This window comes from Salinibacterium sp. 10G20-15 (assembly GCF_057365065.1).
The window spans coordinates 2,132,785-2,147,299 of the sequence record NZ_CP195118.1 but is presented as its reverse complement, the minus strand read 5'-3'; the positions used below and the strand labels follow the sequence as shown (position 1 = coordinate 2,147,299).

At 62.9% G+C, this 14,515-nt stretch carries 13 protein-coding genes; 11 read left to right on the top strand and 2 right to left on the bottom strand.

Annotation, left to right across the window (positions count from 1 at the left end):
- Together ACR3YK_RS10430 and ACR3YK_RS10425 are read right to left on the bottom strand one after the other, a co-directional pair.
- Nucleotides 1–1,254: a cation:proton antiporter gene (locus ACR3YK_RS10430; protein ID WP_486174810.1), complete on the bottom strand. Its 1,254-nt coding sequence runs from the start codon at nt 1,252–1,254 to the stop codon at nt 1–3.
- Nucleotides 1,255–1,345: 91 nt separating this feature from the next.
- Nucleotides 1,346–2,245, bottom strand: coding sequence for a LysR substrate-binding domain-containing protein (locus ACR3YK_RS10425; RefSeq protein WP_486174809.1), 900 nt, complete (start codon nt 2,243–2,245; stop codon nt 1,346–1,348).
- Nucleotides 2,246–2,332: 87 nt separating this feature from the next.
- On the opposite strand from ACR3YK_RS10425, the gene ACR3YK_RS10420 reads away from it, so the two are divergent.
- The 11 genes from ACR3YK_RS10420 (at nt 2,333) to ACR3YK_RS10370 (ending at nt 14,505) form a co-directional block, all read left to right on the top strand.
- Entirely contained in the window at nt 2,333–3,529 is a 1,197-nt protein-coding gene (locus tag ACR3YK_RS10420; RefSeq protein WP_486174808.1) for a TDT family transporter, read from the top strand.
- A gap of 152 nt (nt 3,530–3,681) precedes the next feature.
- On the top strand, nt 3,682–4,281 hold the full coding sequence (locus tag ACR3YK_RS10415; protein ID WP_486174807.1) for a biotin transporter BioY: 600 nt from the start codon (nt 3,682–3,684) through the stop codon (nt 4,279–4,281).
- Between the two features lie 148 nt (nt 4,282–4,429).
- The gene (locus ACR3YK_RS10410) at nt 4,430–6,064 is read left to right on the top strand and encodes an ABC transporter substrate-binding protein (RefSeq protein WP_486174806.1); all 1,635 of its coding nucleotides are present in this window, start codon (nt 4,430–4,432) and stop codon (nt 6,062–6,064) included.
- Between the two features lie 60 nt (nt 6,065–6,124).
- Nucleotides 6,125–7,123 (top strand): ABC transporter permease, encoded by a 999-nt coding sequence (locus ACR3YK_RS10405; protein ID WP_486174805.1) that lies wholly within the window; start codon nt 6,125–6,127, stop codon nt 7,121–7,123.
- Nucleotides 7,120–8,001 carry an ABC transporter permease gene (locus ACR3YK_RS10400; RefSeq protein WP_486174804.1) on the top strand — a complete coding sequence of 294 codons (882 nt, stop codon included), beginning with the start codon at nt 7,120–7,122 and terminating at the stop codon, nt 7,999–8,001. The genes ACR3YK_RS10405 and ACR3YK_RS10400 overlap by 4 nt, the downstream gene beginning before the upstream one ends.
- Entirely contained in the window at nt 7,998–9,716 is a 1,719-nt protein-coding gene (locus ACR3YK_RS10395; RefSeq protein WP_486174803.1) for a dipeptide ABC transporter ATP-binding protein, read from the top strand. The genes ACR3YK_RS10400 and ACR3YK_RS10395 overlap by 4 nt, the downstream gene beginning before the upstream one ends.
- A 4-nt stretch (nt 9,717–9,720) precedes the next feature.
- Nucleotides 9,721–10,395, top strand: a complete 675-nt coding sequence (locus ACR3YK_RS10390) for a TetR/AcrR family transcriptional regulator (RefSeq protein WP_486174802.1) — start codon at nt 9,721–9,723, stop codon at nt 10,393–10,395.
- Nucleotides 10,396–10,427: 32 nt separating this feature from the next.
- On the top strand, nt 10,428–13,025 hold the full coding sequence (gene valS, locus ACR3YK_RS10385; protein WP_486174801.1) for a valine--tRNA ligase: 2,598 nt from the start codon (nt 10,428–10,430) through the stop codon (nt 13,023–13,025).
- A gap of 74 nt (nt 13,026–13,099) precedes the next feature.
- Entirely contained in the window at nt 13,100–13,579 is a 480-nt protein-coding gene (locus ACR3YK_RS10380) for a GNAT family N-acetyltransferase (protein WP_486174800.1), read from the top strand.
- A complete protein-coding gene (locus ACR3YK_RS10375; protein ID WP_486174799.1) occupies nt 13,579–13,809 on the top strand; it encodes a hypothetical protein in 231 nt (76 codons plus the stop codon). The genes ACR3YK_RS10380 and ACR3YK_RS10375 overlap by 1 nt, the downstream gene beginning before the upstream one ends.
- A 144-nt stretch (nt 13,810–13,953) precedes the next feature.
- The gene (locus ACR3YK_RS10370; RefSeq protein WP_486174798.1) at nt 13,954–14,505 is read left to right on the top strand and encodes a hypothetical protein; all 552 of its coding nucleotides are present in this window, start codon (nt 13,954–13,956) and stop codon (nt 14,503–14,505) included.
- Nucleotides 14,506–14,515: the final 10 nt, after the last annotated feature.

Sequence of the window (14,515 nt, the reverse complement as noted above, 5' to 3'; positions counted from 1 at the left end):
TCAGAACCGACGGCGCGCGGGCATCTCCTGCACATGCTTCAACTCAGCGGCGGATGCCGGAGCCGAGCTCAGTCGGTGTGCCAGTCGAGAGGTCCACGGGCTTGCCGTCGCGCCATGGGCAAAGACACTGACGAGGATCGTCCACACCGCCACCGCGAAGACGGTGTCGGCCACGGATCCACTCAGCTCATCAAACACGAGCAGCGCGAACAAAATCGAGGCGAGCCCTCGCGGCCCGAACCAACCGATGAAGAGCCTTGTCTCGAAGCGAGTGCCCGACCAGGCCAGCGCCAGGAGAACAGGCACCATGCGCACCACCGTCAGTGACAACACCACGTAGAGCGCGATCTGCCACGTGAGCGAGGTGAGGATTGGTGCTGCGAGTACCGCGCCGAACACCAAGAAGGTGATCGAACTGAGCAACTCCCCCTCGTCTTCAGTGAAGTCTTGGACATCCTCACAGTGGTCGCGGGCCACCGCGCTGAAGGCAAGACCGGCGACGAACGCAGCAATGAAACCGTTACCCCCTAGGGCGCCGGCACTCGCATAGGCCGTAACCGCGATCGCAATGGTAGCCAACTGGCGGTAAATGCCATCGACCCAGCCCGCGCGTGCGGCTCGACTCAGCAACCACCCGCCGACGACACCAACGAGCCCGCCGAACAGAATTCCGAAGCCAATCTGCTGAGCAGCGAAAAGACCCCAGCTTTCGCCTGCAGCGGCTCCCGTTTCCGTGGCGGCAATAGCCAGAAAGACCGTCACAACCGGAACCATGATTCCGTCGTTCAGGCCACTCTCCACGTTGAGGGCCTGCCGAATGCGAACCGGCAACCGCTTATCGCTGACGACCGCTTGGCCGAGCGCGGCATCCGTCGGCGCCAAGATCGCGGCAATGAGGGCAGCCTCCATGAAGATGAGCTCACCAAAGAGAGCCCACGCGGCAACCGCCCCGAGCACGATCGTCAGCGGCAGGCCGATACCCAACAAGCGCAGCGGAAGAAAGACCTGCTTACGCAACGCTCGCAGATCGATGCGGACAGCATCCGTAAAGAGCACTAAGACGAGAGTGGCCTCGACAAGGATCGAAACGACCTCGCTCTTGAGATCAAGTTGAAACCACTGCGCGCCCACAATGCCCAACAGGATGCCCGCCGCGGTAAACACCATCGGCGCGGTCACGGGAGACAGCGCCAGCTTGCGCGACACCATCGCGAAGGCGAACACCACGAGGGCAACGATCACGAGTTCGGTCATGAATCCTCCGCTGCGGTCGATTGCGCTCGAGACACCAGCCTAATCACCCATTGGCAGCGCACTCCTAGTCCTCACTCGGCGAACGTGAGCGTCAGTGCATACGCTCCGCTATCGCAATAAGCGAGTCGACACCTACATGCGTCGACGGACGAGAGCGGCGCAACACGGCGGACAACGGTCGCGTAATTCGCACCCCCTTCAGCGGAACCTTGACCAGGGCGCCCGTGGCCAATTGGTCCCGCACGGCCACGATGCTGAGCACAGCGACCAGCTCCCCGCTCGCGAGCGCAGCCCGAATCGATCCACTTGACGACAACTCCAACGCCGGTGGCACAAGCGGCTGACCGGCCTCGGCGAGAGCGTGCTCGACGACCAGTCGAGTGCCCGAGCCGCGCTCTCGCGACACTCTCGGAGCCTGTGCCAATTCACGCGGCGTTATGGCCCGTGATCGCCGCGCCCAGCGATGCTGTCGCCCCACAACGACGACCATCTCGTCGACGGCGATTAGACGACGCTCAAGGTCGTCAGGAATCTCCGGAGTCTCGACGAAACCCACCTGTGCCGTGCCCATACTGACAGCTTCGATCACTGAAGAACTATTGGTGGCCATCATCTCGAGACGCAAGTCTGGAGCCTGAGTGCGCAACTCCATCAACCACCGCGGAGCGAGATGTTCCGCGATTGTCAGGCTAGCCGCGACAGTGAGGGATGCTGACGCTGGCGCGGCCAAGGATTCAGTTGCCGCTTCGAAACGTTCCGCTGCTGCAACCAGCTCATCCGCCCACTCGACGACAACCTTGCCAACATCCGTCATTACCGTTCCGTGACTCGTGCGCGTAAGAAGGCTGAGCCCCAAATGCGACTCGAGCGTTGCCATACGAGCCGATACCGCCTGCTGAGTAGACCCCGTTCGACGCGCAGCCTCGGAGAGACTCGCACTCGTCGCCACAATGCTGAGTATTCGCAAACTTTCGAGGTCAGGGAATGTCACAGTCGCGGCTCCAGTTACAAACAAGGGTTGTTGCGCTCCAACCCTAACCCCGTAGCCGATCGCGCCCACAGCTTCAAGAATCAGACCATGACTTCACGCGACACCGTTTCTTCCATCCCCGCGCAATCTTCTGTAGGAGCTTCCAGACGGCTCGTGTTGCGAGCGCTCAGCGACCCACGCTTGGCTTTCTCCTACATCACGCCAAATTGGTTCGCCTCAGTTATGGGCACCGGCATCATCGCCAATGCTGCCGTTACACTGCCCTTGTTCTCAGCGAACCTGCATGGGTTTGCCACCATCGTGTGGCTGTTCGCGAGTGTGCTGCTTATGGGGCTCGTAGCTGCCAGCGCCGCCCATTGGGCTCAACATCGCGCGGCGGCTCGATCACATCACCGCAACTCTGTCATGGTTCACTTCTACGGGGCTCCCCCGATGGCACTGTTGACCGTCGGGGCTGGCACACTACTGCTCGGACCGGACATCATCGGCGCGGATGCTGCGCTCACCATCGCACTAACCCTCTGGTCACTCGGTACAGCGCTCGGCCTCGCCACCGCTGTCATGGTGCCGTTCTTGACGTTTACGTCGTTGCCCATAGCGGACGACTCCGCCTTCGGAGGCTGGCTCATGCCGGTGGTGCCGCCGATGGTATCGGCGGCGACCGGGGCTGCGCTCATCCCCCACCTGCCTGAAGGCGAAGCGCGATTGACGATGCTTCTCGCCTGCTACGCGATGTTTGGCCTCAGCCTGATCGCCTCGATCGTGATCATCACGCTCATTTGGGGACGCCTCGCCCGTCACAAGATCGGAGCGTCCGCAGCGGTGCCCACGCTCTGGATCATTCTTGGACCACTGGGTCAGTCGATCACGGCAGCCAACTTGCTGGGTGGAGTCGCACATTTCGCCGTGCCCCCTGCGTTCGCTGAAGCTCTCCAGTTTTTTGGAGTTATTTACGGGATTCCCACGCTCGGCTTCGCTCTGCTCTGGGCAGCGCTCGCCATCGCAGTCACGGCGCATACTGCTCGACGCGGTTTGCCCTTTAGCCTCACGTGGTGGTCCTTTACGTTTCCCGTCGGCACGTGTGTCACCGGTGTCAGCGCTCTCGCGCTCCGCACCGGATCGCTCACGCTTCAAGCAATGGCCGTCATGGGATACGTAGCTCTTCTTGCCGCGTGGATCACGGTCGCAGTTCGTACCTTCAATGGCAGTGTGATTCGGGGAACCCTCTTTCTGCCACCCAGCGCCTCGAGACCAGAAACGAGTGCGACTGGCGTGACACGGTGAGAACCGGGATTGTTACGCATCGCACAAATCTGAGCAGCTTTGTTAGCACGAGGCGCACACCGATCCGCGCAAACTATGACTAGGGTTATTCAGGCACCCGCCTATTCAGGCAGGCCCCTTCACAGTTCGCAGACAAAGGAAAGGAGCGTCGCGTGTCGACTCTCACTTTGACCCTCGGCCGGCCCACGCTCGCCGACACCGTCTTTTCTCGTAGCCTCGCCACTGACATCACGCTCGTTGCCGCCGGCGCCGCCCTGACCGCTGTGATGGCCCAAATCGCTGTGCCGCTGTACCCCGTGCCGATCACCGGCCAAACGCTCGCTGTACTGCTCGTGGGCGCCTCACTTGGCGCAACTCGCGGCGCGATCTCAATGACGCTCTACATGCTGCTCGGTATCGTAGGCCTCCCCGTCTTCACCGACGCCTCGTCGGGACTCGGCGCCATTGCCGGAACCACCGGCGGCTACATCATCGGCTTCATTTTTGCCGCCGGCTTTACTGGATGGCTCGCCCAGCGCGATTGGGACAAGAAGTTCCTCGGCGCCGCGCTGTCCTTCCTCGGCGGCACCGTCGTCACCTTCGCCTTCGGTCTCACGTGGCTCGCCATTGTGACCGGCGGAACGCTCGAGCAGGTTCTGGCGTGGGGCCTCTACCCCTTCATCATCGGTGGACTCATCAAGGCCGGTATCGCCGCCGCCGTGATCCCCACCACGTGGAAGATCGCCAACAAGTACTCGCGCAAGCAGGACTAACGCTCGCGCTTTTAGCTTCACCAACCGGGTCGGTTTTGCTCAGGCAAACCGGCCCGGTTTTTTGCTCAGTTGGACTTAATGTACTCAGTTCAACAATAATTGAGTGTCTCGCACCCGAGCAGCATTCCTCCCCCACAAAAGGATCCCCGTGAACGCGCCCCGCATCCTGTTACTCCCCCTCTCGATCGCGGCCAGCGCCGCGTTGCTTGCCGGCTGCACAGCGGCCAGCGAACCGGCTGCTGAGCCCGTTGACGGAGGCACGCTCGTGTACGCGACCGGAGATGCCGAGCCTGGCTGCCTCGACCCGCACGTCGGCGGCAACTACCCGCAGGGACTCATCAGCACCCAGTACCTCGAGTCACTGGTCTCCAAAAACAGTGACGGCGAGATCATCCCGTGGCTCGCCACCGACTGGACCGAGAGTGAGGACGGCCTCACGTGGGATTTCACGCTGCGTGACGACGTGAACTTCACCGACGGCACCCCCTTTGATGCTGAGGCCGTCAAGGCGAACATCGAGCACCTGAAAGACCCCGACACGGCCTCCTCCACCGGCTACCTCGCCGTCGGCAAGATCGAGGGCATCGAAGCCGTCGCCGCCGACCAGGTACGTTTCACCCTGTCAGCGCCCGACAGCGCGCTACTCGAATCGTTCTCGCAGCCGTGGGTGAGCATCCAGTCCCCCACCGCGCTTGAGCGCGACCAAGCCACCAATTGCGAGAGCCCTGTGGGAACCGGGCCTTTCATCGTGACCGATTGGGTCAAGCAGCAGTCGGTCACCCTCGAACGCAACGAGGACTACAACTCGGCGCCCGCTGACGCTGAGCACACGGGTGCGGCCCGTCTCGACGCTATTGAGTGGCGCTTCATTCCGGATGCCGCCACCCGCTACGCCGCCCTGCAGTCGGGCGATGTCGACGTGATCGATAACGCGCAGCCCAACAACATCTCGTCCGCCGCCGACGTGGCCACGATCGAGGAGCTCGATGCGCCGCGCCCCGGCGCCGCCAACCGTATCGAACTCAACTCGGGCAAGGCCCCGTTTGACGACGTCCGCGTACGCGAAGCCTTCATCCGATCGGTGGATGTCAACCCCGGAATCGACAGCCTGTTCTTTGGAACAGCAGAGCGTTCCTACTCGGTGCTCTCGAGCGTCGAAGCCGCAGGCATCTCGACCCCTGACGTGTTCACCACCGACCCGGAGGCCGCGAAGACCCTGCTCGACGAAGCCGGCTGGGACGCGATCGACTCCGACGGGTACCGCACGAAAGACGGCGAGCGCCTGAGCCTCACGTTCCCGATCAGCACGAACCAGTCGATCCCCGCTGAGCAGTCACTGTTTGAGCAGATCCAGGCCTCAGCGAAGGACGTCGGCTTTGAGGTCATCCTGCAGCCGACAGATTTGTCGTCCTGGTACGGCGCTCTGTTCACGAACGAATACAACCTCGTGAGCGCTCCGTACACGAAGGTCGGCGCTGACGTGCTGCGCATCCTGTACCACTCGGACTCGATCATCCCGGCTCCGAGCGGCTACTACGCGAACCTGGCCCAGCTGAGTGACCCTGCGCTCGATGCCCTCCTCACGACGGCCAGCGAAACATCGGATGCCAGCGAGCGCCAAGAACTGTACGCCGAGGCTCAGTCGATCATTGTTGACGGTTTCTATGTTCTGCCCCTGTATGACCAGCAGAACCACTACCTCTACAGCACCAGCGTCGAGGGATTCCGGGCGTTGCCTCCCGTGGCAGCGCCAACGTTCTACGATGCGTGGTTGAGTAACTAACACGACGAAGAATCCGGTCGTCGACAAACTCCCTCAGCCCACCATCAAGGAACGCCCTCTGTGACGGTTTCGACTGACGCTCATGCAGTAGCGGGTGCCTCCACCCCAGCGACGCGATTGCGGTCGCTGGGGTGGATCGCGCGCCGGGTGGGCGGCGGCGTATTTGTTTTGTGGGCTGTCGCGACCGTCATTTTCTTTGCGCTGCGGTTGATTCCCGGCGATCCGGTGGATGCAATTCTGGGCGGCCCCGGTTCTCAAGCGTCCGCCGAAGCCGTGGCCCAGATTCGCGCCGAGTATGGCCTCGACCAGCCGCTGATCATTCAGTATTTTCTGGCGATGGGCAAGCTCGCGGTCGCCGACTTCGGCACGTCATACGCCCTCAAGGTGGCAGTGGCTCCCTATGTGCTGACGCAACTGTGGTCGACGCTCGTGCTCACGATTGCTTCGCTTGTGGTCGCCTGGCTCGGCGCGCTTGCCCTTACCTTGGCGACGAGCGGTCGCGGACGCGTCTCGCGGGCAGTCGGCTCGGGACTCGAATTGCTGGCCGCTGCCGTTCCCCACTTCTGGTTGGCGTCGCTGCTCATCATTCTGCTGAGCAATACGTTGCATTGGTTTCCCCCGATTAGCGTCCCCGGCCCCCTCGGTCTTGTTCTGCCCGTACTAACGCTCACTCTCCCCCTCACCGGCTTCCTCGGCCAGGTCATGCGGGAGTCGTTGGCCAACGCCTACGAACAGCCCTTCGTGCTTTCCGCCCGGGCTCGCGGCGAAAGCGAATGGGGTGTGCGCCTGCGTCACGTGCTGCGCCACGCAGCCCTTCCCGGTATCTCCCTCTCCGGCTGGGCCTTCGGCTCGCTGCTCAGCGGCGCCGTGGTGGTCGAGACGATCTTTGCCCGGCCGGGCCTCGGCAGAACCCTCCTCAGTGCCGTCACCATCCGCGACATTCCCGTCGTGACCGCCGTCGCCCTCCTCTCGGCACTCACCTTCATCGTCGTCACGATCGCAACGGATGTCGTCGACCGCATCGTGGATCCTCGCGTAACGGAGGTGGCAGCACGATGACCGAGATCTTGGCTGGCCGGCTCTCGCAGCCTGCGGGGCGCGCTCCCGGCATCCGGGGCCGCTACGGGTGGCTTCGCAACACGGGCGTCATGATCGCTCTCGCCGTGCTTGCACTTATTCTGACTGCTGCTCTCGCACCGCAGCTCATGACGACCGCTGACCCGGATGCCGTTGCCCCTGCCGAAGCGTTCCAGTCACCATCGGCTGCCCATTTCTTCGGCACCGACGAGTCCGGTCGCGATGTCTACACCCGCGTCGTTTTCGGCGCCGGAAACTCCCTCCTCATCGGAATCGCCGCCACCGCGGTCGGGCTCGGCCTTGCGCTCGTTCTCGGGCTCCTAGGCGGGCTCGGCAGCAGACTCGGCGACTTTGTCAGCACCCGCATCGTTGAGGTCATGTTTGCTCTTCCCGGCCTACTGCTCGCGCTCGTCTTCATCGCGATCGCCGGACCCGGAGTGGTCACCTCGACCGTGGCAGTGGGTCTCTCAACCGCGCCCGGCTACGCCCGCATCATCCGCAGCCAACTGCGCAGTGTGCGCAACGCCAGCTACGTGGAGGCAGCGACCGTTCTCGGCCATTCGCGGGCGCGCGTCGTGTGGCAACACATTCTGCCCGGCGCACTCTCGCCGATCTTTGTGCTCGGCACCCTTGGCGTTGGTCAGGCCATCGTGTGGGCGTCCTCGCTCGGCTTTCTCGGGCTCGGTGTCGCCCCGCCCGCCGCCGAATGGGGCGCGATGCTCTCCAGCGGCCGCACCTACATCGATGTCGCCTGGTGGCTCACGGTCTTCCCCGGTCTCGCCATCGTCGCGACCGCCGCATCGTTTACCGTGCTCGGGCGCGCCCTCAACGCCCGCACCCGCCAGGAGGCCCGCGGATGACCGCCACCCCGCTCCTGCGCGTGAGCAACCTCAGCGTGCACTTCGACCGCGCCGCCCGACCGGCCGTCAACAACGTGAGCTTCGAGGTCGCCGCTGGCGAATGCCTCGCGATTGTCGGAGAGTCGGGTTCGGGGAAGAGCGTCACGGCCCGTTCCCTGCTCGGGCTTGCGCCCGCCGGAGCCCACGTGAGCTTCAGCGAGTTGAGTCTGGCGGGAGAAAGCCTTCCGGCACCCGGTGCTCGACGGTGGCGAAGCATTCGCGGAGCATCCATTGGGCTGGTGTTGCAGGATGCGCTCGTGTCGCTCGACCCGCTGCGCCCGGTCGGGCGTGAGATCGATGATGTGCTGCGGCTACACACCTCCCTCAGCCAACGCGAGCGGCAGGCCCGTGTGCTGGAACTGCTGGATGCCGTGGGCATTCCCGATCCGGCACTGCGAGCCCGCCAACGTTCGGGCGAACTCTCGGGCGGACTGCGCCAACGCGCCCTTATCGCTGCCGGAATCGCGGCAGGCCCTGCCCTGATCATCGCCGACGAACCCACGACCGCTCTCGATGTCACGGTGCAAGCGCGCGTGCTCGAGCTGCTGTCGTCGTTGCGCAACAACGGCACCGCCATGATCCTCATCACCCACGATCTGGCAGTGGTGTCACGCGTTGCTGATCGCGTTGCCGTCATGAGCGAGGGCCGCATCGTGGAGACGGGTGAGACAAACGCCCTGCTGCGAGCGCCGACAGCACTGCCGACACAACAGTTGCTCGCCGCGATCCCCGTGGATGTTCCGCGCGGCGTTCCGCTGACATTGCCGGAGGACACCAAGCCCGATCTCAGAACTGTCGTTGAGGCTTCCCCAGAACCTGTCGCGGTCGCAGCCCCGGTCGCCGGCACGGTTTCCGCCGTGACCACGTCAAATCACGCCACGACCGCGGCGAGCGCCGATTCCGCAGCACCTCCCGCCCTCGAACTCCGATCCGTCTCTCGCCGCTACCCGACACCCCACGGCGCCCCCATTCAGGCTCTCGACGCGGTCTCCCTCTCCCTCAGTGCCGGCACGACGCTGGGCTTGGTCGGCCAATCAGGCTCCGGCAAGACCACGATCGCGCGCATCGCTCTGGGGCTCGAGACTGCCGACAGCGGCGAGGTGTTGCTCGCTGGCCACGAGTGGGGTTCGCTGAGTGCCCACGAGCGCCGCCCACTTCGTCCTACCCTGGGCGCGATCTACCAGGATGCCTTGAGCTCGTTCGATCCGCGGCTGAGCGTCGAGCGCATCCTGAACGATGCCCTCAGCGCGCGAGCATCCGACACTCGCCGTTCATTGACGACAACGGCCGAACTTCTCGACGCGGTGGGCTTGCCGCCGGCGCTCAAGAACCGTCGTCCGCTGCATTTGTCGGGCGGCCAACGCCAGCGGGTAGCCATTGCGCGTGCCCTCGCCCCGGGCCCGCAGACGATTCTGTGCGACGAGCCGGTGTCGTCTCTGGATGTTTCGACTCAGGCCCGCGTGCTGAATCTGCTCGACGAACTGCAGCGCCACCTTCACCTCAGCTACCTCTTCATCTCCCACGACCTCGGAGTGATTCACCACATGAGCGATCGCGTGGCCGTGATCACCGAGGGCCGCATCGTGGAGACGGGCGAGACAGCTGAAATCTTCACGAACCCTCGGCATCCGTACACGCAGTCGCTTCTGTCTGCTCTGCCACGAGTGAGAGGATGATCGCGTGACACACTCCCGCTCTGCCACTCGTGGTCGCCCGCCGGCTGCCTCTCGCGAACTCCTCCAAGAGTCTGCCTTCGAGCTGTTTATCGAGAACGGTTACACCGGCACCACGGTCGATCAGATCGCCACCCGTGCGGGCGTCAGCCGCAACACGTTCTTCAACTATTTCGACGCTAAGGGCGAAGTCTTTTGGGTCGAGCTGGATGCCGCTACCGAGCGACTGAAGGCAGCGTTGGCTGACCAGCCGGCGCCGCCTGCCGACGCGAGCCACGCCATCCGTGCAGCCATGCTTGCCGCTGTCGCCCCGGTGGAGTCGCAGCATGTTCCGTTCATCCTCACGCAGTACGACTTGATCGGTAGTGCGGCGGAATTGCAGGCGTCAGCCATGAGCCGTTTCGCGACGCAGGCCCGACTATTGACGGGGTTCGCCCAGCGTCACGGTACCGAGCCGGCCACGGCTCGCGCTCAGGCCTATGCGCTGATCGCGTGTGTGGTCGCGGCTGCGCAAGAGTGGGCGCAGGCGGGACCACAACGGGGTCGCCTCGAGCCGTTCGTGCAGCGTGCCATCGACGGTGTGCTCTCTGCCCCCGAGAACGGCGATCGAGCACACAGTCCACGAGCGCCGTCGTCCGTTACGATGGGGAGCACCACTCACACTCAGGCACCTCTTCTTTGACTCGGTGCCGCACATATCGAACCGGAGAAATAATGTCGTCGAGCGTTCCCGAAAAGCCCGCCCTAGAAGGCCTCGAAGACAAGTGGGCTTCCGTCTGGGAGAACGAAGGTACGTACCGGTTCGATCGCCAGAAGGCGCTCACCGATGGTTCTGACTGCGTATTCTCGGTCGATACTCCCCCGCCAACGGCATCCGGAAGCCTGCACATTGGCCACGTCTTCAGCTACACCCACATGGACTTGGTCACTCGCTTCCAGCGCATGCGTGGCAAGGAGATTTTCTACCCGATGGGGTGGGATGACAATGGTCTGCCCACCGAGCGTCGGGTTCAGAACTATTACGGCGTACGTTGCGACCCCACGCTCCCCTACGACGAGAGTTTCGTACCTCCTCAGCAGGGTGGCGAAGGCAAGTCGACGAAGGCTGCAGCCCAGCTACCGATCTCGCGTCGCAACTTCGTTGAGCTGTGCGAGACGTTGACGGCCGAAGACGAAAAGCAGTTCGAAGACCTCTGGCGCCAGCTTGGTTTGAGCGTTGACTGGAACCTCACCTATCGCACCATTGGCGACGACGCTCAGCGTGCCGCCCAGCGTGCGTTCTTGCGCAACCTTGAGCGTGGCGAGGCGTACCAGGCGGATGCTCCCACCCTGTGGGACATCACGTTCCGCACTGCCGTTGCGCAGGCCGAGCTCGAAGACAAAGAGCAGCCTGCCGCGTACCACCGCTTGGCTTTCCACAAGGCGGATGGCGACGACATCCACATCGAGACGACGCGCCCCGAACTTTTGCCTGCCTGTGTTGCTCTCGTGGCTCACCCCGATGACGAGCGATACAAGCACCTCTTCGGCACGATGGTGAAGACGCCGATCTTTGGCGTTGAGGTTCCGATTCTGGCCCACCACTTGGCTCAGCAAGACAAGGGTTCGGGAATCGCCATGATTTGTACGTTCGGTGACGTCACTGACGTTGTCTGGTGGCGCGAGCTTGACCTGCCGAACCGCACCATCATCGGTGCCGACGGCCGCATCATCGCTGACGCTCCCGATGTCATCGTGGGCGACGCCGCTCAGGCTGCCTACGCCGAGCTTGCAGGCAAGACGGTCTTCAGCGCAAAGGCCGCCATGGTCGAGCTCTTGAAGGCCTCCGGTGAAATGATCGGTGACGCTAAGCCGATCCAGCACCAGGTCAAGTTCTTCGAGAAGGGCGACAAGCCCCTCGAGATCATTTCCACGCGCCAGTGGTACATCAGCAATGGTGCGCGCGATGAGAAGCTGCGCAGCCGCCTTCTCGACGCCGGCCAGCAGATCAACTTCACCCCCGACCACATGCGTGTTCGCTACGACAACTGGGTTGGTGGCCTCACGGGCGACTGGCTCATTTCGCGCCAGCGCTTCTTCGGCGTTCCGATTCCCGTCTGGTACGAGCTCGACGCCAATGGCGAAAAGGGGTCGCCGATCGTTCCGAGTGAAGACTCGCTTCCGATCGATCCTTCGTCGGATACCGCTCCCGGTTACACAGAAGACCAGCGTGGTGTTCCGGGTGGCTTCGAGGGCGAACTCGACATCATGGACACCTGGGCAACGTCGTCGCTGACCCCGCAGATCGCCGGAGGTTGGGAGACCGACCCCGAGCTGTTCAACGTGGTCTTCCCGTACTCGCTGCGCAGCCAGGGCCAAGACATCATTCGCACCTGGTTGTTCTCGACCGCTCTGCGTTCGGAACTTGAGCACGGAACGGTGCCGTGGAAGAACGCCGGTATCTCCGGCTTCATCGTTGACCCCGACCGCAAGAAGATGTCCAAGTCCAAGGGCAACGTTGTGACACCTAAGGGCATGCTCGATGACCACGGTTCGGATGCCGTTCGCTACTGGGCAGCATCCAGCCGCCTCGGAACCGACGCGGCCTTTGACCCGCAGAACCCGAAGCAGATCAAGATCGGTCGCCGACTCGCGATCAAGGTCTTGAACGCCTCGAAGTTCGTGTACTCGTTCCCGGCTCCCGCTGCTGCGGCAACGGATTCCGGTGCAGTAGTTACCGAGGCTCTCGACTTGGAGATGCTTGCTGAGCTCGCGTCGGTTGTCGACCAGGCCACCACGGCGCTGGAGAACTTCGATCACGCCAAGGCGCTCGAAGTCACCGAGAAGTTCTTCTGGACCTTCTGCGACGACTATCTCGAACTCGTCAAGGAGCGCGCCTACGGAGCCGGAACCCCCGGAGCCCAAGCAAGCGCGAACCGTGCCCTGCACACTGCGATTGACGTGTTCCTGCGCCTCTTCGCACCGTACCTGCCGTTCGCTACCGAAGAGGTCTGGCGTTGGACGCACGACACCTCGGTTCACTCGGCATCGTGGCCCACCGCCGACGAGCTCGGCGTCACTGCTGAGCCGAGCGGTCTGTTCCACGCGGTCAGCCAGGCACTCATCACGATCCGTCGCGCCAAGACCGACGCGAAGGCATCGCAAAAGACGGAAGTAACCTCGGCTACCCTCGCGGGACCAGCCCTGATTGCTGCCGCTATTGACGATCTGAAGGCTGTCGGCCGCATCCACGATCTGACGATTGTGGAAGCCGAGGAGATCGAGGTTCGCGACATCGTTCTGGTGGAAGCTGCACCTGAGGCGTCTGCCTAGAGTTCGAGTGGGGGTTCGGCGTCGTCGCTGCGGCAGCGCGGCGTCGAACCCCAAAACCGCGTATTGTTGAATAAATGACGAATCCAGAGAAGCCTTCGTACACAGTTCGCGACATTCAGCAAGACGATTTTGACCAGTGGAAAGCACACTTCGTAAAGTACGGAGTGTTCTACGACACTGAGTTCACCGATGAAATCGTTCAGGGCGTTTGGGAATGGCTCATGGATGACTCGGCACAGCTCAACGCTGTTGTTGCCGTGGCCCCCGAAGGCCGTCCCACTCCGGGCGCAGTCGCCGCGTTTGGCCTGTACCGCCGCCTGCCCGACACTTTCACCGCCTCCTGGGGCTGGTTCATGGATGACCTGTACGTCGACCCCGAGCACCGCGGTGCCGGAGTTGCCGGAACGATCATCGACGACATCGCTGCTCGTGCGGCAGAAGATGGCGGCGGAAAGCTCCGCTGGATCACCAACAAGGAAAACGACAGCGCTAAGGCTCTCTACGACAAGGTCGCTGACCGCACGTCATGGATCCTGTACGAAAAGAACGTTTAATGCAGCTCGGCACTCGATGGCCGGTCGGCGGCGACGTACCCGAACGCCTCGGCGCAGCAATGCGCGAGGCGATCGCTGGTGTTGAAGCGGATGTCGCCCCCCTTGATACAAGCGCGTGGCGTTGGACGCTCACCTGGCTTGAATCGCGTCCTGTCGCCGAACTCGACGACGGCACCGTCGTGCGCCAACGTGCGGATGGCACCGTCACCGTCGAAGAACCCGTTTCGTAGACAACGGTATCTGTGGCCCGCTCCGCGTTAGTGCGCTCGCACTCATCAACGCGGAGCGGGCAATCACGTCTCTCGGCCCGACACCGCGCGCATCGCTGTGGATAGTTGAGCGCCTCGTATCCGCGTGACGCTTAGCGTCGATATATGCGGCTTCCGACCCTCGTCACGCTCTCGCTTAGTGCGCTCCTCATAGTCTCGCTGGGCGGCTGCGTGCCTTCTGAAACCACCCCACCGCAGCCGACCTCCACCTTCGTCGCGCCGTACGCGACCGACGAAGAAGCACTTGCCGCGGCTGAAGAGGCCTATGGCGAGTTCGTGGACATCTCGAACCTGATACTCAATGAAGGCGGGGCCTCGCCGGAACGTATCGAAGCAATCACAACTGGCGATTTCGCAGCCCGTACCTTGGAGTCGTATAAAGAATTTGGAGCAGAAGGCAAAACGAGCGTTGGAGATGCGACGTTTGACTCCGCAGTCTTGCAACGCTATTCGTGGGGTGGCGGAAACGTTGAGATTATTACGATCTACGTATGTCATGACGTCTCGGAAGTAGACCTCCTCGATTCGAAAGGGGACTCGTTGGTGAAAACGGATCGCCAAGCCCGGGTTCGGCTGGAAGTCACCTTCGATTTCGACGATACCGATCAAAAACTACGAGTGTCCGAGCGTGACGTCTGGACTGACCCACATTGTTGAGACAACGGAC

Coding starts and splice junctions, on each gene's coding strand:
- ACR3YK_RS10430 (WP_486174810.1), bottom strand. CDS start 1,254: ATGACCGAACTCGTGATCGTTGCCCTCGTGGTGTTCGCCTTCGCGATG.
- ACR3YK_RS10420 (WP_486174808.1), top strand. CDS start 2,333: ATGACTTCACGCGACACCGTTTCTTCCATCCCCGCGCAATCTTCTGTA.
- ACR3YK_RS10400 (WP_486174804.1), top strand. CDS start 7,120: ATGACCGAGATCTTGGCTGGCCGGCTCTCGCAGCCTGCGGGGCGCGCT.
- ACR3YK_RS10395 (WP_486174803.1), top strand. CDS start 7,998: ATGACCGCCACCCCGCTCCTGCGCGTGAGCAACCTCAGCGTGCACTTC.
- valS (WP_486174801.1), top strand. CDS start 10,428: ATGTCGTCGAGCGTTCCCGAAAAGCCCGCCCTAGAAGGCCTCGAAGAC.
- ACR3YK_RS10380 (WP_486174800.1), top strand. CDS start 13,100: ATGACGAATCCAGAGAAGCCTTCGTACACAGTTCGCGACATTCAGCAA.
- ACR3YK_RS10375 (WP_486174799.1), top strand. CDS start 13,579: ATGCAGCTCGGCACTCGATGGCCGGTCGGCGGCGACGTACCCGAACGC.
- ACR3YK_RS10370 (WP_486174798.1), top strand. CDS start 13,954: ATGCGGCTTCCGACCCTCGTCACGCTCTCGCTTAGTGCGCTCCTCATA.